Here is a 22,157-nt window from a genome sequence, read left to right as displayed (position 1 = left end):
GCCCCGCCGGCCCTTCGGGCCGGCGGGGCCTGACGCGTTCCGGGCGGCCGTCCGCGGGATCCCTCAGACGGAGACGAGCACCGCGTCCGCCAGGGCGGCACGGCCCGCGACGACGACGCGCGCGTGCTCGGCGACGCGTCGGCCCAGGTGGGCGGCCGTGGCGATGTCGGCACGGTGGACGCCTTCCGGACCCTCGTCGGAGTTGGTCTGGGCGGCCGCGCCGGAGAAGAAGCCGAGCCGGTTGAGGTCGTCCTCGGAGCCGGCGGTGGAGTTCCAGCCCGGCTTCAGCCCCAGGTTGACCCAGCTCATGCCGTGCTGGGCGGCCAGCGTCTGGAAGAACTGCAGGGTGTGGAGCTTGTCGCCGCTCTTGGAGCCGGAGTTCGTGAATCCGGCCGCGATCTTGTCCCGCCAGACGTCGCCGAACCAGCGCTTCGAGGTGGCCTCCGCGAAGACGTGGAAGGCGCCGGACGCCGTGCCCATGTAGGTCGGCGACCCGAAGACGATCGCGTCGGACGCGTCGAGCAGCTCCCACTGGGTGTCGTCGATCGCGTCCACCGCGATCAGGTGCACGGTCGCGCCGGCTTCGACGGCTCCGGAGCGGACGGCCTCGGCGACGACGGCGGTGTGGCCGTATCCGGAGTGGTAGGCGATCGAGACGACGGGGGCGTGCGTGATGGCGGACAAAGCGGTCTCCCTCGGACAAGTCTGCGCCGTCCCACGGAGTGCGGTCCGACGAGAGAAGAAAAACACTTACTTTTCGAAAGCGCAACCCGACAGTTAGCGCTGCACGGAGGTACGCTGTGAGGCATGGAGACACCAGCCGCCTGTACCGAAGCCGCCGGATCAGACCTTCCGTTCGACGTTTTCGCACGCGCGTGCCCGTCCCGGGAGACCCTGGAGCACGTCACCGGACGCTGGGGCAGTCTCACCGTGGGAGCGCTGCGCGAGGGCCCGTGCCGCTTCAACGAACTGCGCCGGCGCGTGGAGGGCGTGAGCGAGAAGATGCTCTCGCAGACCCTGCACGCGCTGGAGCGCGACGGCATCGTCAACCGCGAGGCACAGCCGACGAACCCGCCTCGCGTCGACTACGAACTGACCCCGCTCGGCACGGAGGTCGCGGACCGGCTGCTCGCCCTCATCCACTTCCTGGAGGGGAGCATGGCAGACGTGCTGGCCTCCCGGCGGACCTACGACGCGACGCGCGCCGGCCTCTGACAGCGCGGGCAGAAGTAGCTCGACCGGTTCATCCACGGCCTGCGCCGCATCGGGGTGCCGCATCGGCGGCAGGGCTCGTCCTCGCGGCCGTAGGCGTCGAGCGAACGGTCGAAGTAGCCCGACTCCCCGTTCACGTTGACGTACAGGCTGTCGAAGCTGGTCCCGCCGACGTCGAGGGCCGCGTTCATGACGTCCCGGACATGGCCGAGGAGTTCCGCGCTCCGGGGGCGCGCGAGGGTGGCGGTGGGGCGCTCGTAGTGCAGCTTGGCGCGCCAGAGCGCCTCGTCGGCGTAGATGTTGCCGACCCCGCTGATGAGCGACTGGTCCAGCAGCGCCCGCTTGAGGGTGGTGCGCTTGGCGCGCAGGGCCAGGTGGTAGACGCCCTCGTCGAACAGCGGGTCCAGCGGGTCCCGCGCGATGTGCGCGATGACGTCGGGCAGCCCGTCGGGCGTGTTCTCGTGCAGGGAGAGGCCGCCGAAGGTGCGCTGGTCGACGAAGCGCAGCTCGGTGCCGAGGTCGTCCGCGAACCGCACGCGGATGCGCAGGTGCTTCTCGTCGGGGGACTCCTGCGGCTGCACGAGCAGTTGCCCGCTCATCCCGAGGTGCCCGAGCACGGACAGGTCCCGGCCCTCCAGGGGCAGCCACAGGTACTTCCCGCGCCGCTGCGGAACCCCGACGGTCTGACCGCCCAGCCGCGCCGCGAAGTCGGCCCCGCCGCCGGGGTGGCGGCGCACCGCGCGCGGGTGGAGGACCTCGACGGACTCCACGGTCCGCCCCGCGACCCAGCGGGCCAGCCCCCGCCGCACGACTTCGACTTCGGGCAGCTCGGGCACGGCTTCTCCTCGGGGCGGCGCGCCGGTGGGCGCGGGGTCCGAGCCTACCGGCCCCGTCCCGGGCCCCGGAAACGGGTCCGCCCCGCCACCTGCGGACAGGTGGCGGGGCGGGGAGTTCCCGAAGGAAGGGTCAGGCGTCGGGCTGCGGGTCGGCGGGCGTCGGCGCCCCGCCTTCCCCGGCCCCGGCGTCGGCCGGAGCCTTCGCCGCTGCCGCAGGAGCCGGTGCGGTCGCGGCGGGTGCCGCGTTCCGCTCGTCCGCCTTGGCGCGAATGCCGCGCCAGGCCGACTCGGCGGCCTGCTGTTCCGCTTCCTTCTTGCTGCGGCCGGTGCCGGTGCCGTACGAGACACCACCGACGCGAGCAGCAGCGGTGAAGGTCTTCTCGTGGTCCGGGCCGGTCTCAGAGACCAGGTATTCCGGTACGCCAAGACCTTCGGACGCCGTGAGTTCCTGGAGGCTGGTCTTCCAGTCCAGGCCGGCGCCGAGGTTCGAGGACCTGTCGATGAGCGGGTCGAAGAGCCGGTGAACCAGCTCCGAGGCCGCGTCGAGGCCCTGATCGAGGTAGACCGCGCCGATCACCGCTTCAAGGGTGTCGGCGAGGATGGATGCCTTGTCCCGGCCACCCGTGCCCTCTTCGCCGCGGCCGAGCCGGACGAAGGAACCGAGTTCGAGGCCGCGCCCGACCTCCGCCAGTGCGCGCGAGTTGACCACCGCGGCCCGAAGCTTGGCCAGCTGGCCTTCGGGGAGATCCGGGTGGGTCGTGTACAGCGTGTCCGTGACCACCAGGCCGAGCACGGAGTCCCCGAGGAACTCCAGCCGCTCGTTGGTGGGCAGACCGCCGTTCTCGTACGCGTACGAGCGGTGCGTCAGCGCGCGCACCAGAAGGGCGGTCTCGAGTTTGTACCCGAGCCGCCCTTCCAGAAGCGTGTGGGACGAGGCCGCTTTGTTACTGTCTGCCTGCTTCTCAGCGCTGGACAGCTCAGACATTGCGCCTCTCACCAGCCGCTCAGACCTCGAGGACCTGGCGCTTGTTGTAGGTGCCGCAGCTCGGGCACGCAATGTGCTGGAGCTTCGGCTCCTGGCAACGCTCGCACGAAACCAGGGTGGGGACCGCAGCCTTCCACTGCGACCGGCGGTGGCGCGTGTTGCTGCGCGACATCTTCCGCTTCGGAACAGCCACGGCTACTTCTCCTGCTTCTCGGCGGCGCCCTGAACTCCGTCAGAGGCAGTGCCGCTCATGTTGTCCTTCTCATCGCCCTGATCGGTGACGAGTCCCTGCAGTGCCGCCCAACGGATGTCGACGGCGTCATGGTGGTGGTCCGGGTCGTCGTTCAGGCTGAGCCCGCAATCGGGGCACAGTCCGAGACAGTCCTCCCGGCACACCGGCTGCAGCGGCAGTGCGAGCACCACCACGTCACGCAGCACGGGTTCGAGGTCGAACAAGCCGTCCTCGAGAAAGAGCGTGTCCTCGTCGTCCTCGGCGTCGTCGGCCGGCTCCGCCTTGGAGCGGGTCCGGTCGTCGGCGTCAGGGTACGAGAACATCTCCTGGAAGTCCGCCTTGAGCTCGCGCTCGACGGCCTCCAGACACCTTACGCACTCCCCTACGGCCGATGCACGGGCGGTGCCTGTGACAAGCACCCCTTCCATGACCGACTCGAGGCGGAGCTTGAGCTTGAGCGGTGCGCCTTCCGGCACTCCGATGACCCCGGCGAGACCGAGGTCCGCCGGTGCCGCGATCTCACGGAACAGCTTCTGCATGGCACCAGGACGCCGACCCAGCTCGTGCGTGTCGAACACGAGGGGGTTGCGGTGGTCGAGGCGGGTATTCAGGGCTGTTCCTGCTTTCACGGATTGCTCAAGATCAAAGATTCCGCCACATGTGGGCAGCATGGATCGCGGTGCATACGCGCGACCGAAGAGCCAGGATACCCGCCGGGGAGCTCTCCGCCCAATCCGGTGCTAGCGCCCCTGTTCGTACTGGCGCAGCTGGTCCAGGTTGATCATGCTCGTGTCGAAGAGGCTGGTCTCGTCGAGCGCGGGCTGCTGGGCCTGGTGCGCCTGCTGCGCATGGGCCTGCTGCTGAGGCTGCTGCTGGTACGACGCGTAGGGGTCGTGCTGCTGCGGGTCGTAGTGGCCGCCGTAGGACGCTCCCGCCGCGTCGGCGCCGGAGTACGGGTCGGGCTGCTGCTGGTAGCCGCCGTACGGGTCCTGGTAGCCGTACGCGTCCTGGTGCTGCGCGGCCGGCTCGCCCGAGTACTGCGCGGCGTACGCGTCGTAGACGGGCTGCGCCTGGGCGGGGATGGGCGGCTGCGCCGGCGCCGCGGCCCGCTCCGGTTCCGCCAGGCCCGCCAGGAAGTCCGCGTCGCTCGACGAGCGGGACTGCTGGGAGCCCGCCGCGTCCTGGGCGGCCATGTGCGCGCCGAGGTCGTCGGTGGGCATCCGGCCCAGCAGCTTCTGCCGGCCCTTGCCCACCGCCTCCAGGGTCTTGGAGAGCACCGCCTCGAAGGTGGCCAGCTTGGTGTCCACGTACGCGTCGGCCTGCAGGCGCTGCGTCTCGGGGTCGTGGCTGCGCTCGGGCGCCTCGGCGTCCGGGTAGCCGTGCTCGTCCAGCCCCGGTCCGCGGCCCAGCAGCTTCTCGCGTCCGCGGTCCACCGAACCGATGGTCTTGGTCAGGACGACCTCGAAGTTGGCGAGCTTGCTGTCCACGTAGTCGTCGGCCTCGGCCCGGACCTCCTCCGCCTCGCGGCGGGCGTCCTCCAGGATCCGGTCGGCCTCGGCCTGGGAGCGCCGCGCGACCTCGGTGTCGGAGATCAGCGAACCGCGCTGGCTGTGCGCGGACTCGATGATCCGGTCCGCCTCGCGGCGGGCCTCCTCGACCATCTGCTCGCGGTCGCCGATGAGCTCGCGGGCCTGGGCGAGGGAGCCGGGGAGAGCCGCGCGGACCTCTTCGAGCAGGGCGAGCAGTTCGGCGCGGTTGATCACGCAGGAGGCCGACATGGGCATGGAGCGGGCGCCGCCGACGGCCGCGACGATCTCGTCGAGCTTCTTCTGCACGTCCATGGGGGCTCGCACTCTCTCGGCCTCGGGCGGTTCCCGAGTCGGACGGGACGACTGTAAGGCCGGTGGGCGGGAGCCCGACACCGGCCCGACGGCCTGCGCCCGGGCGGTCAGCGGTCGCGCAGCCGTTCCAGCAGGGCGGCGTGCACGTGCGCGGGCAGCAGGTGGGCCACGTCGCCGCCCCAGGTCGCGACTTCCTTGACCAGCGAGGACGACAGGAAGCTGTAGGTCGGGTTCGTCGGCACGAAGAGCGTCTCGACGCCGGACAGCCCCATGTTCATCTGGGCCATCTGGAGTTCGTAGTCGAAGTCGCTGACGGCGCGCAGGCCCTTGACGATGGCCGGGATGTCCCGCTGCTTGCAGAAGTCGACGAGCAGTCCGTGGAAGGACTCGACCTCGATGTTCCCGTAGTCGGCGGTCGCCTCGCGGATCAGCTCGATCCGCTCCTCGACGGTGAACAGGCCCTGCTTCGACTGGTTGATCATCACGGCGACGTGGACCACGTCGTAGAGCCGGGAGGCCCGGCCGATGATGTCGAGGTGTCCGTTGGTGATGGGGTCGAACGACCCCGGACAGACGGCGCGGCGCAACTGAAGTCCCTCGCTCTCCGGTGCGGACATCATGAATCTTCGCTGGTGAAGGCGGCGCGACCGTACCAGAGGGTCCCCTCGCCGTACTTGCGCGACCGGAGCGGCTCGAAGCCCTCGGGCCACGGGAACGCACCGCTCCTGGTGCTCCTCTCCACGGTGACGAGCGCATCGCCGGTGAGCCAGCCCTGGGACCGGAGTGTGAGGAGGATCTCCCGAAGATCGTCGTGCCCGACGGCGTACGGCGGGTCCAGGAAGACCAGGTCGTACGGGTCCCCGGCGGCGACGGCCGCGGCGATCTGCTCGGCCCTGCCCGCCCGGAACTCGGCCCCGGGCAGGCCCAGCGTCGTGATGTTCTCCCGGATGGCCTTGGCCGCCTTGGCGTCGGGCTCGACCAGCAGGGCGTGGCCGGCGCCGCGGGAGAGCGCCTCCAGGCCCACGGCGCCGGAGCCCGCGTACAGGTCGAGCACCCGGGACCCTTCGATGCCGTGCAGCGACTCCCAGGTGGAGAAGAGGCCTTCCCGCATCCGGTCCGAGGTCGGGCGGGTGCCGGTGCCCGGGGGCACGGCCAGCCGTCGCCCGCCGGCGCTGCCGGCGATCACGCGGGTCATCTGGGGTCCTTCGTACGGCGGTGGGAGGGGTACGGGCCTCCAACGATAGGTCGTACCGGTCAGCCCTTCTCCAGGTACTGCTCCCGCTCGGTGTCCAGCAGGGCCTCCAGCGCGGTGCGCAGGCCCGGCAGGCCCTCCAGCTCGGGGTCCTCGGCGACGACGCGGGTGGCTTCCTCCCTGGCCTCGGCGATGACCTCCTCGTCCTCGATGACGGCGAGCATGCGCAGCGAGGAGCGCACCCCGGACTGGGCCTGGCCGAGGACGTCGCCCTCGCGGCGCTGTTCGAGGTCGATCCGGGAGAGCTCGAAGCCGTCGAGGGTGGCGGCGACGGCGGCGAGCCGGGCGCGGGCGGGGCTGGCCTCGTGCATCTCGCTGACCAGCAGGCACAGGCCCGGGGCGGTGCCGCGGCCGACGCGGCCGCGCAGCTGGTGGAGCTGGGAGACGCCGAACCGGTCGGCGTCCATGATCACCATGACGGTGGAGTTCGGGACGTTCACCCCGACCTCGATGACGGTGGTGGCGACCAGCACCTTCACCTCCCCGGCGGCGAAGCGACGCATCACGTCGTCCTTGTCGGCCGGGTCCATCCGCCCGTGGAGCACCTCGACGGAGATCCCGGCGAGCGGGCCGCGGGTGAGCTGCTCGGCGATCTCCAGGACCGCGAGCGGGGGCCGCTTGTCCCCGTCGGCCTCGGCGGCGGCCTTCTTCTTGCCGGGGGCGGCCTCGTCCCCGTCCCCGATGCGCGGGCAGACGACGTACGCCTGGTGGCCGTTCTCCACCTCCTCGCGGACCCGTTCCCAGGCGCGGGCCAGGAAGTGCGGCTTGTCCTGGGCGGGCACCACGTGGGTGGCGATGGGCGAGCGCCCGGCGGGCAGCTGGTCCAGGACGGAGGTCTCCAGGTCGCCGAACACGGTCATGGCGACCGTGCGCGGGATCGGGGTCGCGGTCATCACCAGCAGGTGCGGGGGCTGCTTGCCCTTGGAGCGCAGCGCGTCGCGCTGTTCCACTCCGAAGCGGTGCTGTTCGTCGACGACGACGAGCCCGAGGTCGTGGAACTGCACCTTGTCCTCGATCAGGGCGTGCGTGCCGATGACGATCCCCGCCTCCCCGGTGACCAGGTCGAGCAGGGCCCGGCGGCGGGCCGGCACTCCCATCGACCCGGTGAGCAGCACCACCTTCGTGCCCCGGTCGGAGCCGCCGAGCATGCCGCCCTCGGCGAGCTCGCCCATCATCTCGGTGATCGACCGGTGGTGCTGCTGGGCGAGCACCTCGGTGGGCGCGAGCATCGCGGCCTGTCCGCCGGAGTCGACGACCGCGAGCATCGCGCGCAGGGCCACCATCGTCTTGCCCGACCCCACTTCGCCCTGGAGGAGGCGGTGCATGGGGTGGCTGGTGGCAAGGTCGTCGAAGATCTCCGCGGAGACCTTCAGCTGGCCGTCGGTGAGGGTGAAGGGGAGCTTGGCGTCGAAGGAGTCCAGCAGGCCGCCGGGCGTGGGCCGTCGGGGCACGGCCGGGAGCTGGGAGTCCGCGTGGCGGCGGCGGGCGAGGGCGACCTGGAGGACGAAGGCCTCGTCCCACTTCAGGCGCTGGCGGGCGTCCTCGATGTCGGCCTTGGTCGCCGGGCGGTGAATCTTCAGCAGGGCCTCGGTGAGCGGGACCAGGCCGCGGCCCTCGCGCAGGGCGGGCGGGAGCGGGTCCACGGTCTCCCGGACGCCGGGCAGCACCGCGTCCACGCACTTGGTGATCTTCCAGGACTCCAGCTTGGCGCAGGCCGGGTAGATCGGGATGAGCCGGCTCGCGAACGCGGTCGCCGCGTCCTCGTCGGAGGCGTCGGCGCTCAGCAGCTCGTAGGCGGGGTGGGAGAGCTGGAGCTTGCGGTTGAACATGCCGACCTTGCCCGCGAACATGGCGCGCGTGCCGGGCAGCAGGTCCTTGTGCGGCTTGTGGACGCCGGCGCCGAAGAAGACGAGCTGGAGCCGGCCGCTGCCGTCGGTGATGGTCACCTCCAGGCGTCTGCCGCGGCCGCCGTTGAAGGTCAGGATCCGCGCGTCGGCGACCTGGGCGACGACGGTCACGTGCTCGTCGAGCTGTTCGGCGAGCTCGGCCAGCGGGGTCAGCTCGCCCCGCTCCGCGTACCGCCGCGGGTAGTGGTGGAGCAGGTCCAGGGCCGTGTGCAGGCCGAGCTGCTCGGCCAGCACCTTCGCGGTGGCGGGGCCGAGCGTCTTCTTGAGGTCTTCGTCGAGCGCGGGCACGTGTTCCATTGCACACCATGGCGCTGACAAGGCGGCTATTCGACCCCTATTCGACCCCGATGAGGAGCGGCGCCGAGTGCCGCCCGCCCCGGTAGGTGACGGTGTCCACGGCCAGGTGCCCGTGCTGGACGTACGTCTCCAGGCGCTCGGCGAGCGCGTCCGGCGCGTCGGGACCGAGGACCAGGGTGACCAGTTCGCCGCCGGAGCCGAGCATCCGCTCCAGGACCGCCTCGGCGGTCTCGGCCAGGCTCGCGCCGATGACCGCGACGTCCCCGTCGATGAGGCCGAGCACGTCGCCGGCCTGGCAGATGCCGGCGGAGGTGAAGGACTGCCGTTCGGCGACGGCCAGTTCCGCGTAGCGGGTGGCGCCGGCCGCCGCCGTCATGGCGACCACGTCCTCGTCGAAGCTGCCGTCCGGGTCGTGGACGGCGAGCGCGGCCAGCCCCTGGACGGCGGAGCGGGTGGGGATCACGGCCACCCGTACGCCGTCGGCCCGGGCCTGCTCGGCCGCCGCGGCGACGACGGCCCGCAGTTCGGGACCGCCGGGCAGCAGCACCACCTCGCGGGCGTGCGCGCGGCGGATGGCGTCCAGCAGCTCGGCCGCCGCCGGTACCTCCCCGGGGCGGGCGAGCACGGCGGTCGCGCCGGCCTCCCCGCAGAGTCCCGCGAGCCCCTCCCCCGGGACCACGGCGACCACGGCCCGCTGGGCGCGCTCGCCGCGGGCCCGGCGCCGCTCGTCGCCGAAGTGGGTGATGCGTATCCGGTACGGCCGCCCGGCGACGACCCCGGCCTCGACGGCCGCGCCGGGGTCGTCGACGTGCACGTGGACGTTCCACAGGCCGTCGCCGCCGACCACGACGAGGGAGTCGCCGAGCCCGTCGAGCCGGGCGCGCAGGTCCGCGACCGCCGCGTCGGAGGCCTCCAGCAGGTAGATCACCTCGTACGCCGGTCCGTCCTGCCCGTTCGCGCAGGGCTCCGCCGTCCGCGGTACGGGCACGGCCCGGCCGCGCACCGGTTCGGCGGCCGGCTCCTGCCCCGACAGCGCCTGCCACAGCGCCCCGAGCACGGCGACCACGCCGCAGCCCCCGGCGTCGACCACCCCGGCCCGGCCGAGCACGGCCAGCTGCCCCGGGGTCTCGGCCAGGGCGTCGCGGGCCCCGTCGTAGGCGGCGCGGGCCACGTCGGCGGCGGTCCCGGCGGCGGCTCCGGCCGCCTCGCCGGCCCGGGCCGCGGCGGTGGCCACGGTGAGCATGGTGCCCTCGACCGGGTGGGCGACGGCCGCGTACGCCGATTCCGCGGCCCGGGTCAGCGCCTGCGCCAGCATCCGCCCCGGGCCCCGGGCGCCGGGTTCGTCCCCGAGCACGTCGGCGACCCCGCGCAGCAGCTGCGCCAGGATCGTCCCGGAGTTGCCCCGGGCGCCGACGAGCGCTCCGTGCGCGTAGGCCCGTACGGCGTGGGCCAGGGAGGTCTGCGGTGTGCCCTCGGTCACCTTGGCGAAGGCCTCGTCGAGGGCGCGGTCGGCCGATTCGGCGGTGAGGTAGAGGTTGGTGCCGGTGTCCGCGTCGGCGACGGGATAGACGTTGATCGCGTCGATGTCCTCGCGGGCCCGGCCCAGTGCGGCCACGGCCAGCGAGCTCCAGGTGCGCACCGCTTCGGCGTCGAGCTCGTCGGGCGGCTGCGGCTGGGGCTCGTGCGGCACCGGGCGTTCCTCCTTGTGCGGGCCAGGGTTCACCGCAGGGTAACGAAGGACCGCCGGGGCGTCCGGACCTCGGGGCGGGGGCGGCGGCGGCCATGGTAGTTTTCTTGGACCGGTGCAGGCGTTGTATGCTGCTCCGGTTGCCCGATGAGAGTCGGGCCATTCCCCCGGCAAACCACTTCAGATCTCTGGATCCGGTGCGCCGGTTTCACTGTAATTGCACCTGAAGTCTTTGGAGTGACCTGTGGCTGCCAACTGCGACGTTTGCGCCAAGGGGCCGAGCTTCGGCAACAGCATCTCCCACTCGCACCGCCGTACCTCGCGTCGCTGGAACCCGAACATCCAGCGCGTGCGTGCCGTGGTCAATGGGACGCCGAAGCGCCTCAACGCCTGCACCTCGTGCATCAAGGCCGGCAAGGTCTCGCGCTGACGCCTCCCGTCGTAGCGCAGCCCTTTCCGGTTGCCAAGAAGGCCGGTTCACCTCTGGTGAACCGGCCTTTTGCCTTTCCCGGACCCGGGGAACGCCCCGGACCCGGCGGGCCCGGCGGGGCTCAGCGCCACCGCCAGGCGTGATCCACCGGGCCGATGCCCGCGCCGAGCGCGAAGCCCGCGGCGATGGCCCCGGTCACGTACGCCTTGGCCTCGGTGACCGCCTCCGGGACGGTCAGGCCCTTGGCGAGGCCCGCCGCGACCGCGCTGGCGAGGGTGCAGCCCGTGCCGTGGCTGTGCCGGTTGTCGAAGCGGGGGGCGCGCAGCCAGCGCTCCTCGGTTCCGTCGCTGAGCAGGTCCACCGCCTCGCCGCCGTTCCCCGCGAGGTGGCCGCCCTTGATGAGCGCCCAGCGCGACCCGAAGCCGAGGATCGCGTCGGCGGCCCGGCGCATGTCGTCCTCGGTCTCCACGAGCAGGCCCGTGAGCTGCGCCACCTCGTCCAGGTTGGGCGTGGCCACGGTGGCCCGCGGCAGCAGTTCCCCCCGTACGGCGTCCAGCGCGGAGGCGGCCAGCAGCGCGTCCCCGTGCTTGGAGACGCCGACCGGGTCGACGACGGCCGGCGCGGCGGTGTCGGCCAGCAGCGCGGCCACGGTCTCCACCAGCACGGCCGAGGAGAGCATGCCGGTCTTGACGGCCCGAACGCCGATGTCGTCCACGACGGCCCGGTACTGGGCCGTCACGGCCTCGGCGGGGAGCTCCCAGGCTCCCAGGACCCCGAGGGAGTTCTGCGCGGTCACGGCGGTCACCACGCTCATGCCGTGGACGCCGAGCGCGAGCATGGTCTTGAGGTCGGCCTGGATGCCCGCGCCGCCGCCGGAGTCGGATCCGGCGACGGTCAGGCACAGCGGCGGCGCCGTGGTCACGGCGCACCGTCATCGGCGGCCGGATCGGCGCCGAAGTGGTCCCAGCCGCCGGTGCTGGTCCAGGGGGCGCCGTCGACGGTCACCTGGGGCAGCGCGGAGCGGTTGAGCACGCCGCCGATGACCTTCCAGCGGGCCGGCAGCTTCACGTCGGGCGGGAAGGTCGCCACGATCGCGTGGTCCTCTCCCCCGGTGAGGACCCACTGGAGCGGGTCCACTCCGACGGCCTGGCCGATGTCGTGCATCTGGCTGGGGATGTCCACGGCCGAGGAGCGCAGGTCGATCCGCACCTTGCTGGCCTCGGCGATGTGCCCGAGGTCGGCGATCAGGCCGTCGCTGACGTCGGTCATGGCGGTGGCGCCGAGTCCGGCGGCCGCGGGACCCGCGTGGTACGGCGGTTCCGGGCGGCGGTGCGCCTCGACGAAGGCCCGGGGCGAGCGGAAGCCCCGCGAGAGGACCGCGAACCCGGCCGCGGACCAGCCCAGCCAGCCGGTCACGGCGACGACGTCGCCGGGCTGGGCGCCGGAGCGCAGGACGGGCTCGTGGTTGCGGAGGTCTCCGAGGGCGGTGATCGCGACGGTGATGGTGTCGCCGCGGACCACGTCCCCGCCGACCACGGCAGCGCCGGCGACCTGGCACTCGTCGCGGATGCCGTCCATCAGCTCGGTGGGCCAGGTGACCGGCAGCTCTGCCGGGACGACCAGGCCGAGGAGCAGTGCGGTCGGCACCGCGCCCATGGCGGCGATGTCGGCGAGGTTCTGCGCGGCGGCCTTGCGGCCGACGTCGTAGGCCGTGGACCAGTCGCGCCGGAAGTGCCTGCCCTCCAGCAGGATGTCGGTGCTCGCCACGACCCGCCGGTCGGGGGCCGACACCACCGCGGCGTCGTCGCCCGGCCCGAGCCGGACCGCCGGGGTGGTGGTGAGCCGTGAGGTGAGTTCCCTGATGAGCCCGAACTCCCCCAGCTCGCCCACAGTGCCCTTCATCGCTGTGCCCCTTCTTGCCCAGTCCGCTTGCGGTCGCGAGCCGTCACAGCTCTGGGTACCGTCAACAGATACGTCAACTTCTGCTCCCCGTACGCCCCGCCGTGCGCGGCGCCGGGCTCGCGGGTCTCCCCGCGGCCCTCGGCGACGCGGTACCGTGGCGTCCCTTCTTCCCCCAGCCCCTTCGATCGTGTGGGGCCCACCCGAAGGTTAGGGGAAATGATCCTCGTGGCCGCCCTGGAGGTTCCGTGGTACAGGCGTACATCCTCATCCAGACCGAAGTGGGCAAGGCGTCGTTCGTCGCCGAGTCCATCGGCCAGATCCCGGGGGTGATCCAGGCCGAGGACGTGACGGGTCCGTACGACGTGATCGTGCGCGCCCAGGCCGACACCGTGGACGACCTCGGCCGCATGGTCGTCGCCAAGGTCCAGCAGGTGGAGGGGATCACCCGCACCTTGACCTGCCCGGTGGTCCATCTGTAGCCCCCGTCTACTCTTGGCCGGTGATGTCCCTCCACCACCGGCCCCGCCGTGTCCTGGCCCTGCCCGCCGCGCTGTCCGTACTGGCCCTCGCGGCGTGTTCACCGGGCGGTTCCCGGGCCCGGGTGGATCCGCCCGCCACGCCGCCCGCCGATGTCGCGGGGTTCTGTGCAGCGCTGCACGAGGAACTCCCCGAAACGGTGGCCGGCCTGGCGCGGACCACCACCGAACCGGCATCGGATCTGACGGCCTCGTGGGGCGGCTCGGCGATCGTACTGCGGTGCGGGATCCCCAAGCCCCCCGAGATGGCCGATCCGGCACAGGAGGGCGTCCACGTGAACGACGTGGCCTGGCTGCTGGAGAAGCTCCCCGACGGCGGCGGCTTCCGGTTCACCACCGGGGGCCGGCTCGCGTACACGCAGGTGCGGGTCGACCGGGAGCACGCCGAGGACGCCGGGATGCTGGTCGGCCTGTCCGACGTCATCGCCAGGACCGTGCCCGAGGGCATCTCCTCCTACTGAACGGCCCGGAGCGGCGAAGGGGCCGCCCGGCGTCCCGCCCGGCACGGCGCCGCCCGCCGGCCCGCGCCCTTCAGGGCGGGTCCGGCGGGCGGTCTGCTGTGGGTGGGAGCCGGCCCAGGCCGTCTCTTTCGGATCTTGTCGGCCGAGCCCGCGGCGTCTGGCGCCGTGCCTGGTCGTGCTGTCGGGGCGCCCGTGTACTGGACGTACTCGGTTGCCCTGGCAGTGCGGCCGGGCGCGGTGCCAGACGCCGCGGGCCCGGCAAGATCCGAAAGAGACGGCCTAGCGCAGGCCGGTGGAGCGGCGCAGGGCCGCCTGGATGAGGCGGTCCACCAGCTCCTGGTACTCGATGCCCGACTCCTGCCACATCCGCGGGTACATGGAGATCGGTGTGAAGCCCGGCATCGTGTTGATCTCGTTGATGACGAACTCGCCGTCCTCGGTGAGGAAGAAGTCGGCGCGCACGAGGCCCTCGCACGACGCCGCCTCGAAGGCCTCGATCGCGAGCCGCTGCACCTCGGCGGTCTGCTCCGGGGTCAGCGGGGCGGGCACGATCCCGGAGGCGGAGTCGATGTACTTCGCCTCGAAGTCGTAGAAGTCGTGGCTGGAGACCGGCGGGATCTCGGCGGGCGCGCTCGCGCGCGGCCCGTCCTCGAACTCCAGGACGCCGCACTCGATCTCGCGGCCGCGCAGCAGCGCCTCCACGATGACCTTCGGGTCGTGGCGGCGGGCCTCCCGGATCGCGGCGTCCAGGTCTGCGGCGTCGTCGACCTTGGTGATGCCGATGGAGGAGCCGGCCCGGGCGGGCTTCACGAACAGCGGCCAGCCGTGCTCGCCGGCGAAGTCCAGGACCTTGGCGCGCGCCGCGTCCCGGTCGGCTTCCCACTCGCGGGGGCGGATGGTCACGTACGGGCCGACGTTCAGCCCGAAGGACGTGAACACCCGCTTCATGTAGTCCTTGTCCTGGCCGACGGCCGAGGCGAGGACGCCGGAGCCGACGTACGGGATCCCGGAGAGCTCCAGCAGGCCCTGGAGGGTGCCGTCCTCGCCGTACGGGCCGTGCAGTACGGGGAAGACGACGTCGACCTCGCCCAGTGCCTTGGGGACGGCGCCCGGCTCGGTGTAGACGACCTCGCGGTTGGCCGGGTCGACCGACAGCACGACGGCGCCGTCCTCGGAGTCGGCCAGTTCGGCGACGTTCGGGAGCCGGCGGTCGGCGATGGCCATCCGCTCGGGCTCGTCGGCGGTCAGCGCCCACCGGCCGTCCGTGGTGATGCCGATGGGCAGCACCTCGTACTTGGACCGGTCGATGGAGCGCAGGACCGCGCCCGCCGTGACGACCGAGATGGCGTGTTCCGAGCTGCGGCCGCCGAACACGACGGCCACGCGGGGCTTGCGGCCCTGCTGCTCAGGGGTCTGGGGGAGGTTCTCGCTGCTCATATCGCCACGAGGGTACCCGCTCGAACGGCCGGAAAGGAGTCAGCGCCGTTCCGGTTTGGCGCTGCGCCCCATCAGTTCCTTGAGCGCGACCAGGGTCGGCTTGCCGTGGTGGACGATATCGACGACGGTGTCCGTGATCGGCATGTCGACCCCGTGGCGCCGGGCCAGATCGGCCACCGACTGGCAGGACTTGACTCCCTCGGCGGTCTGCCGGGTGACCGCGATGGTCTCCTCCAGCGTCATCCCGCGGCCGAGGTTGGTGCCGAAGGTGTGGTTCCGGGAGAGCGGCGAGGAGCAGGTGGCGACGAGGTCGCCGAGGCCTGCGAGGCCGGAGAAGGTGAGCGGGTCCGCGCCCATGGCCACGCCGAGCCGGGTCGCCTCGGCGAGTCCGCGGGTGATGAGGGAGCCCTTGGTGTTGTCGCCGAGGCCCATGCCGTCCGCGATGCCGACGGCGAGGCCGATGACGTTCTTGACGGCGCCGCCGAGTTCGCAGCCGACGACGTCGGTGCTGGTGTACGGCCGGAAGTACGGGGTGTGGCAGGCGGCCTGGAGGCGCTGGGCCACGGCCTCGTCGACGCAGGCGACGACGGAGGCGGCGGGCTGCCGGGCGGCGATCTCGCGGGCCAGGTTGGGACCGGTGACGACGGCGATCCGGTCGGCGGGGACCTTCGCCACCTCCTCGATGACCTCGCTCATCCGCTTGGCGGTGCCGAGTTCGACGCCCTTCATCAGGGAGACGAGCACGGTGTCGGGGGCCAGCAGCGGGGCCCAGGAGGCGAGGTTGCCGCGCAGGGTCTGGGAGGGGACGGCGAGCACGGTGAAGTCGGCGTCCGCCGCGGCCTCGGCCGGGTCGGTGGTGGCCCGGAGGTTCTCCGGGAGCACGACGTCCGGCAGGTAGTCCGGGTTGGTCCGGCCGCCGTTGACGGCGTCGACCAGTTCCCGGCGGCGGCCCCACAGGGTCACCTCGCAGCCGGCGTCGGCGAGAACCATGCCGAAGGCCGTGCCCCAGGAGCCCGTTCCGTAGACGGCTGCCTTCACGGGACGTGTCACTTCTTGCCCTCCCCTGCGGCCTTGCGCCGCTGCTGTGCCCTGGCCTTGCGGTGGTCGTACGGCTGCGCGGGAGCGCGCTCGCCCCGCACCTCCTCCAGAAGGGCCGTGATGGCGGCCATGACGACCTCGGTGGCCTCCTTGAGGACCTCCGGGGTCGGCTCCCTGTCGTAGAACGCGGAGAGGTCCACGGGGGGCCCCGCGAGCACCTGGAGGGTCTTGCGCGGGAAGAGGCGGACCCGGTCCCGCTTCGCGTACGGCGGCACCGCGAGGTTCGCGCCCCACTGGGCCACCGGGATGACGGGGGCCCGGGTGATCAGCGCCACGCGCGCGGCGCCGGTCTTGCCGGCCATCGGCCACATGTCCGGGTCGCGGGTGAGGGTGCCCTCCGGGTAAAAGGCCACGCATTCGCCGCGCTCGATCGCGTCCACCGCAGCCCGGAATGCGACCAGGGCGTTGGTGCTCTCCCGGTAGACCGGGATCTGCCCGGAACCGCGCAGGATCGCGCCGACAATAGGGACCTTGAAGAGGGCGGCCTTCGCGAGCAATCGGGGCACGCGCCCGGTGTTGTACTGGAAGTGCGCGTAGGAGAGCGGGTCCAGATACGAGTTGTGATTGACGGCGGTGATAAATCCGCCCTCGGCCGGAATGTGCTCCATTCCCCGCCAGTCCCGCTTGAAGAGCACTACCAGCGGCGGTTTCGCGATGACCGCCGCCAGGCGGTACCAGAAGCCGATTCTGCGGCGGGACACTCGGACACCTTCCTCTAGGACCGGTGCGCGGCTCGGGCCACCTCGTCGGCCGGACAAGTGTCGTCCCGGGCCCGGTCTCTGTCGAGAACACCGTACGCCCCGGTCGCACCAGCGGTCCCCCGGGTCGCCCGGGGAGGGCGACAATGGGCCGAGACGTGACCCGGCCATGACCTGACCATGGCATAGGCCCGTGCCGGAGCGCACCGGAGGGAAGGGATCGGCCACGAACGCCGTCTGGAGTCTGGTGGTCCCGCTGAAGCCCCTGGGGATGGCGAAGAGCCGTCTCGCGGCGGCCGTCGGCGCCTCCCGTCCGGGGCTGGCCCTGGCCTTCGCCCAGGACACCGTGGCCGGAGCGCTGGCCTGCGCCGCGGTGGCGGATGTGGTGGTCGTCACGGACGACCGCACGGCCGGCGGGGAACTGTCGCGGCTGGGGGCCCGGATCGTTCCGGACGCGCCCGCCGCCGGACTCAACGCGGCGCTGGCCCACGGGGCGCGGGCCGCCCGGGCGGCCCGGCCGGGGGCTGCGGTGGCCGCGATGAACGCCGATCTCCCCGCCCTTCGGCCGTGCGAATTGCTACGCGTGCTCGATAACGCTTCGGCATTTCCCCGGGCATTTCTGGCGGATGCCGCCGGAATCGGGACGACCTTGCTTTCCGCTGCGCCGTACGTGGAATTGGCACCCTCGTTCGGCGGTCTGTCCAGGGCCCGCCATTCGGACTCGGGGGCCGTGGAAATCACGCTGGCGGGCGTCGACAGCGTGCGCCGGGACGTGGACACCGCGGCGGATCTGCGGGCGGCCCTCGTGCTCGGGGTCGGGCGGCACACCGCCCGATACAGTGCCGGTATGCAGGCGACCGCGTACACGTACGACTCCCAGACCCGCAGCGGCAGCGTGCTGCTGGACGACGGCACCCCGGTGCCCTTCGACTCCCCGGCGTTCGACGCGGGCGGCCTGCGGCTGCTGCGGCCCGGGCAGCGGGTCCGGATCGAGACGGACGGCGAGGGCACGGGCCTGCGGATCACCCTGGTCACGCTGCAGACCTTCTGAGTTCCCGGGGCTTCCGGGCTTCCGACCTGCGCGTTCCGCACGGTCGAATCGGCACGGGCGCTCCTGCGCACCGGCGTCCGGACAGCACCGCGGGCCGGCTTCCCCCGAGGGGGAAGCCGGCCCGGCGTGTGTGACTCGTGCCCCTACTTCTTGCGGGCGGTGGTCTTCTTCGCGGTGGCCTTGCGCGTCGCCGTCTTCTTGGCGGGCGCCTTCGTCGCTGCGGTGGCCTTCTTGGCGGCCGGAGCGGTCTTCTTCGCGGTGGCGGTGGTCTTCTTCGCCGCCGGGGTGGCCTTCTTGGCGGTGGCCGTGGCCTTCTTCGCCGTGGCCGTCGCCTTCTTCGCGGTGGCCGTGCTCTTCACCGCCGCCTTCTTGGCGGTCGCGGTGGCGGCCTTCTTGGCGGCGGGCGTGGTCTTCTTTGCGACCGCGGTCTTCGCCGTCGCCTTCTTGGCGGTGGTGGCCCTCTTCGCGGCGGCCTTCTTGACCGTCGCGGAGGCGGCGCCGGTCAGGCTGCCCTTGGGCGCCTTCTTCACGGACACCTCGCCGCCCTTGGGCAGCTTCTTGGTGCCGCTGACCAGGTCCTTGAAGCCCTGGCCCGCACGGAAGCGGGGCACCGAGGTCTTCTTGACCCGGACGCGCTCTCCGGTCTGCGGGTTGCGGGCGTAACGGGCCGGGCGGTCGACCTTCTCGAACGAGCCGAAGCCCGTGACCGAGACCCGGTCGCCCGCGACGGTAGCGCGGACGATCGCGTCCAGTACCGCGTCGACAGCGTCCGCGGCCTGCTGACGGCCGCCCAGCTTGTCGGCAATCGCTTCTACGAGCTGCGCCTTGTTCAACGTCTTCCCCTTCGGAGACTTCGCCAGAACGAATGTGTTCAAGCTTATTTCGCACGTTAGGCGGATATATACCGCAAATCAAACACGAAACGGGCTAATCACCCTAGTGCCGCAACGCTGTAGGCCGTTACGGAGTTCCTTCGCATCAGTCGCCTTCAGGGAATCGACCCTCGTCGAGGTCCTTCATCAACCTGTCCAGGCGCCTTGCCGCATCGGCGAGATCGTGCTTCGCCGAAGCCGTGGCGACCAACAGCTTCCGGGACAGCGCCATCCTTACGCCCTCCGGGACTTGCAGTGAGCGCACCCTTGTGTGTGCTTCTTTCAGCCGGTCCGCGACGAGTTCGTAGAGCTCAAGTTGACTGTCGCGTTCCATGCACAGATTGTGCCATCTGGGGCGAGTTGTCGCCTCACGGGGCCTCAACACACAGCTGTGCCCCCCACCGGACGGTGGGGGGCACAGTGTTGTCGATGTGGTCGCCAAATGGCGAATAAGCGCTGATCAGGCCGGAATCAGAGCCGAATCGTGCGGGGCTTGAAGGCGGGCCGGGTGCTTTCGTACGTGGCGATGTCCGCTTCGTTCTGAAGGGTGAGCGAGATGTCGTCCAGCCCCTCCAGCAGCCTCCAGCGGGCGTTGTCGTCGAGCTCGAACTCGGCCACGACGCCCTCCGCCCGCACCTGGCGGTCGACGAGGTCGACGGTGATCTCGGCCAGCGGGTCGGCCTCGGTCAGCTTCCAGAGCCGCTCGACCGTCTCCTGCGGGAGCACGACGGTCAGCAGACCGTTCTTCAGCGAGTTGCCGCGGAAGATGTCGGCGAAGCGGGAGGAGATGACCGTCTTGAAGCCGAAGTTCTGCAGGGCCCAGACGGCGTGCTCGCGCGAGGAGCCGGTGCCGAAGTCGGGGCCGGCGACCAGCACCGTGGCGCCCGCGCGCTCCGGACGGTTGGTGACGAACTCCGGGTCCTTGCGCCAGGCCTCGAAGAGCCCGTCCTCGAACCCGTCGCGGGTGATCTTCTTCAGCCAGTGGGCGGGGATGATCTGGTCGGTGTCGACGTTGCTGCGGCGCAGCGGGACGGCCCGGCCGGTGTGGGTGGTGAAGGCTTCCATGGTGTTCAGACTCCGGCGGTCGCGTGGGCGTCGGACAGGTCGGCGGGCGAGGCCAGATGGCCCAGTACCGCGGTGGCGGCGGCCACCTGCGGGGAGACCAGGTGGGTCCGCCCGCCCTTGCCCTGCCGGCCCTCGAAGTTGCGGTTGGAGGTGGACGCGGAGCGCTCGCCCGGCGCCAGTTGGTCGGGGTTCATGCCCAGGCACATCGAACAGCCCGCGTGCCGCCATTCGGCCCCGGCCTCCTTGAAGACCTTGTCCAGGCCCTCTTCCACGGCCTGCAGCGCGACCCGGACCGACCCGGGGACGACCAGCATCCGTACGCCGTCGGCCACTTTGCGGCCCTCGATGATCCCGGCCACGGCGCGCAGGTCCTCGATGCGGCCATTGGTGCAGGAACCTACGAAGACGGTGTCCACCGTGATGTCCCGCAGCGGCTGCCCGGCGGTCAACCCCATGTACTCCAGGGCCTTTTCGGCGGCGTGGCGCTCCGAAGCGTCCTCGTACGAAGCAGGGTCGGGGACGTGTCCCGACAGCGGGGCGCCCTGGCCCGGGTTGGTCCCCCAGGTGACGAACGGGGCCAGCGTCGTGCCGTCGATGACGACCTCGGCGTCGAAGACCGCGTCGTCGTCGGTGCGCAGCGTCTTCCAGTACGCGACCGCCGCGTCCCACTCCTCGCCCTCGGCGGGGGCGTGGTCGCGCCCGCGGAGGTACTCGAACGTGGTCTCGTCGGGGGCGATCATGCCCGCGCGGGCGCCGGCCTCGATCGACATGTTGCAGATGGTCATGCGGGCTTCCATCGAGAGCTGCTCGACGGCCTCGCCGCGGTACTCCAGGATGTAGCCCTGGCCGCCGCCGGTGCCGATCCGGGCGATGATCGCCAGGATCAGGTCCTTCGCGGTGACGCCGTCGGCCAGCGCGCCGGTGACGGTGATGGCCATCGTCTTGGGGCGGGCCAGCGGGAGCGTCTGGGTGGCCAGCACGTGCTCGACCTGGCTGGTGCCGATGCCGAAGGCCAGCGCGCCGAAGGCGCCGTGCGTGGAGGTGTGGGAGTCGCCGCAGACCACGGTGGTGCCGGGCTGGGTCAGGCCCAGCTGCGGTCCCACCACGTGGACGACGCCCTGCTCGACGTCGCCCAGCGAGTGCAGGCGCACGCCGAACTCGGCGCAGTTCTTGCGCAGCGTCTCCAGCTGGGCGCGGGAGACCGGGTCCGCGATCGGCTTGTCGATGTCGATGGTGGGGGTGTTGTGGTCCTCGGTCGCGATGGTGAGGTCGAGCCGCCGGACGGGCCGGCCGGCCTGGCGCAGACCCTCGAAGGCCTGCGGGCTGGTGACCTCGTGCAGCAGGTGCAGATCGATGAAGAGGAGGTCGGGCTCGCCCTCGGCGCGCCGGACGACATGGTCGTCCCAGACCTTCTCCGCGAGTGTCCTACCCATCGCTTTCCCTCCGGCCGGCCGGTCCGGCCGGCGCTTCATAGAGACTGTTGCGCCTGATCGCCCGTACCCCACGCACCGGACGACGGCTCGGACCCAGTGGTTCGTGGACCCGCACATACAGACTCGCTGGTTCTTGGAAAAATTGAACTTGCGTTTCACAGTGTGAGACGCGAATATCGTTTCATGGACAACTCTAGCGGCGTCGGCGTTCTCGACAAGGCAGCTCTGGTACTGAGCGCACTGGAGTCCGGTCCGGCCACCCTCGCCGGGCTGGTCGCGGCGACAGGGCTCGCACGACCCACGGCGCATCGCCTTGCCGTGGCTTTGGAACACCACCGGATGGTGGCGAGGGACATGCAGGGACGTTTCATCCTCGGTCCGCGACTGGCAGAACTTGCCGCCGCGGCCGGCGAGGACCGCCTGCTGGCCACGGCGGGACCGGTACTCACCCATCTCCGGGACGTGACGGGGGAGAGCGCGCAGCTCTACCGCCGCCAAGGGGACATGCGCATCTGCGTGGCGGCCGCCGAGCGGCTGTCGGGCCTGCGGGACACCGTCCCCGTGGGCTCCACCCTCCCGATGAAGGCGGGCTCGGCCGCGCAGATCCTGATGGCCTGGGAGGAGCCCGAGCGGCTCCACCGCGGCCTGCAGGGCGCACGCTTCACGGCGACGGCGCTCTCGGGCGTACGCCGCCGGGGCTGGGCCCAGTCGATCGGCGAGCGGGAGCCCGGCGTGGCCTCCGTGTCGGCGCCGGTGCGCGGCCCCTCGAACCGCGTGGTGGCCTCGGTGTCGGTCTCCGGGCCGATCGAGCGCCTGACCCGCCACCCGGGCCGGATGCACGCCCAGGCGGTCATCGACGCCGCGGCGCGCCTCACGGAGGCCCTGCGCCGCACCGGCTGACCCTTTACGTTTCCCTTCCCCCACC

At 71.8% G+C, this 22,157-nt stretch carries 24 protein-coding genes and 1 pseudogene; 6 read left to right on the top strand and 19 right to left on the bottom strand.

The window, feature by feature from the left end:
• Window positions 1–63: 63 nt before the first annotated feature.
• Entirely contained in the window at window positions 64–675 is a 612-nt protein-coding gene (locus ACZ6S8_RS02440; protein ID WP_469451896.1) for a flavodoxin family protein, read from the bottom strand.
• A 132-nt stretch (window positions 676–807) separates the two neighbouring features.
• On the opposite strand from ACZ6S8_RS02440, the gene ACZ6S8_RS02435 reads away from it, so the two are divergent.
• Window positions 808–1,215, top strand: a complete 408-nt coding sequence (locus ACZ6S8_RS02435; protein ID WP_469451654.1) for a winged helix-turn-helix transcriptional regulator — start codon at window positions 808–810, stop codon at window positions 1,213–1,215.
• Here ACZ6S8_RS02435 and mutM read toward each other — a convergent pair.
• The 9 genes from mutM to ACZ6S8_RS02390 form a co-directional block, all read right to left on the bottom strand.
• Window positions 1,188–2,048 (bottom strand): bifunctional DNA-formamidopyrimidine glycosylase/DNA-(apurinic or apyrimidinic site) lyase, encoded by an 861-nt coding sequence (gene mutM / locus ACZ6S8_RS02430; RefSeq protein WP_469451652.1) that lies wholly within the window; start codon window positions 2,046–2,048, stop codon window positions 1,188–1,190. The genes ACZ6S8_RS02435 and mutM overlap by 28 nt on opposite strands.
• Window positions 2,049–2,178: 130 nt before the next feature.
• Window positions 2,179–3,033 carry a ribonuclease III gene (rnc, locus tag ACZ6S8_RS02425; RefSeq protein WP_469451650.1) on the bottom strand — a complete coding sequence of 285 codons (855 nt, stop codon included), beginning with the start codon at window positions 3,031–3,033 and terminating at the stop codon, window positions 2,179–2,181.
• Between the two features lie 19 nt (window positions 3,034–3,052).
• Window positions 3,053–3,226, bottom strand: a complete 174-nt coding sequence (gene rpmF / locus ACZ6S8_RS02420; RefSeq protein ID WP_003965982.1) for a 50S ribosomal protein L32 — start codon at window positions 3,224–3,226, stop codon at window positions 3,053–3,055.
• A 2-nt stretch (window positions 3,227–3,228) separates the two neighbouring features.
• Window positions 3,229–3,936 (bottom strand): YceD family protein, encoded by a 708-nt coding sequence (locus ACZ6S8_RS02415; protein WP_469451648.1) that lies wholly within the window; start codon window positions 3,934–3,936, stop codon window positions 3,229–3,231.
• A 69-nt stretch (window positions 3,937–4,005) separates the two neighbouring features.
• A complete protein-coding gene (locus tag ACZ6S8_RS02410) occupies window positions 4,006–5,106 on the bottom strand; it encodes an ATP synthase F0 subunit B (RefSeq protein ID WP_469451646.1) in 1,101 nt (366 codons plus the stop codon).
• Between the two features lie 107 nt (window positions 5,107–5,213).
• Window positions 5,214–5,693, bottom strand: coding sequence for a pantetheine-phosphate adenylyltransferase (gene coaD, locus ACZ6S8_RS02405; RefSeq protein ID WP_267718360.1), 480 nt, complete (start codon window positions 5,691–5,693; stop codon window positions 5,214–5,216).
• Window positions 5,694–5,722: 29 nt separating this feature from the next.
• Complete coding sequence (gene rsmD, locus ACZ6S8_RS02400; RefSeq protein WP_469451644.1) at window positions 5,723–6,301, bottom strand: 16S rRNA (guanine(966)-N(2))-methyltransferase RsmD; 579 nt, start codon at window positions 6,299–6,301, stop codon at window positions 5,723–5,725.
• A gap of 59 nt (window positions 6,302–6,360) precedes the next feature.
• Window positions 6,361–8,562 carry an ATP-dependent DNA helicase RecG gene (gene recG, locus ACZ6S8_RS02395; RefSeq protein WP_469451642.1) on the bottom strand — a complete coding sequence of 734 codons (2,202 nt, stop codon included), beginning with the start codon at window positions 8,560–8,562 and terminating at the stop codon, window positions 6,361–6,363.
• A gap of 37 nt (window positions 8,563–8,599) precedes the next feature.
• Window positions 8,600–10,252: a DAK2 domain-containing protein gene (locus ACZ6S8_RS02390; protein ID WP_469451640.1), complete on the bottom strand. Its 1,653-nt coding sequence runs from the start codon at window positions 10,250–10,252 to the stop codon at window positions 8,600–8,602.
• A gap of 241 nt (window positions 10,253–10,493) precedes the next feature.
• Here ACZ6S8_RS02390 and rpmB point away from each other — a divergent pair, with 241 nt between their 5' ends.
• Complete coding sequence (gene rpmB / locus ACZ6S8_RS02385; RefSeq protein WP_073911113.1) at window positions 10,494–10,679, top strand: 50S ribosomal protein L28; 186 nt, start codon at window positions 10,494–10,496, stop codon at window positions 10,677–10,679.
• Window positions 10,680–10,800: 121 nt separating this feature from the next.
• Here the strand turns inward: rpmB and thiD are convergent, their stop codons facing one another.
• Together thiD and ACZ6S8_RS02375 are read right to left on the bottom strand one after the other, a co-directional pair.
• Entirely contained in the window at window positions 10,801–11,601 is an 801-nt protein-coding gene (gene thiD / locus ACZ6S8_RS02380; RefSeq protein WP_469451638.1) for a bifunctional hydroxymethylpyrimidine kinase/phosphomethylpyrimidine kinase, read from the bottom strand.
• Complete coding sequence (locus ACZ6S8_RS02375; RefSeq protein WP_469451636.1) at window positions 11,598–12,581, bottom strand: thiamine-phosphate kinase; 984 nt, start codon at window positions 12,579–12,581, stop codon at window positions 11,598–11,600. The genes thiD and ACZ6S8_RS02375 overlap by 4 nt, the downstream gene beginning before the upstream one ends.
• 245 nt (window positions 12,582–12,826) lie before the next feature.
• On the opposite strand from ACZ6S8_RS02375, the gene ACZ6S8_RS02370 reads away from it, so the two are divergent.
• On the top strand, window positions 12,827–13,060 hold the full coding sequence (locus ACZ6S8_RS02370) for an Lrp/AsnC family transcriptional regulator (RefSeq protein WP_030011290.1): 234 nt from the start codon (window positions 12,827–12,829) through the stop codon (window positions 13,058–13,060).
• Between the two features lie 23 nt (window positions 13,061–13,083).
• Window positions 13,084–13,578 (top strand): DUF3515 family protein, encoded by a 495-nt coding sequence (locus ACZ6S8_RS02365; protein WP_469451635.1) that lies wholly within the window; start codon window positions 13,084–13,086, stop codon window positions 13,576–13,578.
• 279 nt (window positions 13,579–13,857) lie between these two features.
• Here ACZ6S8_RS02365 and ACZ6S8_RS02360 read toward each other — a convergent pair whose 3' ends face one another.
• Genes ACZ6S8_RS02360 through ACZ6S8_RS02350 form a run of 3 tightly spaced genes read right to left on the bottom strand, consistent with a single transcriptional unit; the run spans window position 13,858 to window position 16,814 of the window.
• Window positions 13,858–15,015: a D-alanine--D-alanine ligase family protein gene (locus ACZ6S8_RS02360; RefSeq protein ID WP_469451633.1), complete on the bottom strand. Its 1,158-nt coding sequence runs from the start codon at window positions 15,013–15,015 to the stop codon at window positions 13,858–13,860.
• 39 nt (window positions 15,016–15,054) lie between these two features.
• On the bottom strand, window positions 15,055–16,065 hold the full coding sequence (locus ACZ6S8_RS02355; RefSeq protein WP_469451631.1) for an NAD(P)H-dependent glycerol-3-phosphate dehydrogenase: 1,011 nt from the start codon (window positions 16,063–16,065) through the stop codon (window positions 15,055–15,057).
• Entirely contained in the window at window positions 16,062–16,814 is a 753-nt protein-coding gene (locus ACZ6S8_RS02350; protein WP_469451629.1) for a lysophospholipid acyltransferase family protein, read from the bottom strand. Before ACZ6S8_RS02350 ends, ACZ6S8_RS02355 begins: the two co-directional genes overlap by 4 nt.
• A 268-nt stretch (window positions 16,815–17,082) precedes the next feature.
• Between ACZ6S8_RS02350 and cofC the strand changes: the two are divergent.
• Window positions 17,083–17,658: pseudogene (cofC, locus tag ACZ6S8_RS02345) on the top strand (2-phospho-L-lactate guanylyltransferase); the annotation flags it as partial.
• A 347-nt stretch (window positions 17,659–18,005) separates the two neighbouring features.
• Here cofC and ACZ6S8_RS02340 read toward each other — a convergent pair.
• From ACZ6S8_RS02340 to leuC, 4 genes are all read right to left on the bottom strand, one after another.
• Window positions 18,006–18,695, bottom strand: a complete 690-nt coding sequence (locus tag ACZ6S8_RS02340; RefSeq protein WP_469451628.1) for an HU family DNA-binding protein — start codon at window positions 18,693–18,695, stop codon at window positions 18,006–18,008.
• Window positions 18,696–18,840: 145 nt separating this feature from the next.
• Window positions 18,841–19,068, bottom strand: coding sequence for an SCO5555 family protein (locus ACZ6S8_RS02335; RefSeq protein WP_351269946.1), 228 nt, complete (start codon window positions 19,066–19,068; stop codon window positions 18,841–18,843).
• A 137-nt stretch (window positions 19,069–19,205) separates the two neighbouring features.
• Entirely contained in the window at window positions 19,206–19,799 is a 594-nt protein-coding gene (gene leuD / locus ACZ6S8_RS02330; RefSeq protein WP_383921126.1) for a 3-isopropylmalate dehydratase small subunit, read from the bottom strand.
• Between the two features lie 5 nt (window positions 19,800–19,804).
• Window positions 19,805–21,232 (bottom strand): 3-isopropylmalate dehydratase large subunit, encoded by a 1,428-nt coding sequence (leuC, locus tag ACZ6S8_RS02325; RefSeq protein WP_469451626.1) that lies wholly within the window; start codon window positions 21,230–21,232, stop codon window positions 19,805–19,807.
• Window positions 21,233–21,415: 183 nt separating this feature from the next.
• Between leuC and ndgR the strand changes: the two genes are divergently transcribed.
• On the top strand, window positions 21,416–22,132 hold the full coding sequence (ndgR, locus tag ACZ6S8_RS02320; protein WP_150517662.1) for an IclR family transcriptional regulator NdgR: 717 nt from the start codon (window positions 21,416–21,418) through the stop codon (window positions 22,130–22,132).
• Window positions 22,133–22,157 lie beyond the last annotated feature (25 nt).

Source organism: Streptomyces sp. NPDC048461 (assembly GCF_055587105.1).
This window is presented reverse-complemented; position numbering and strand designations above follow the sequence as displayed.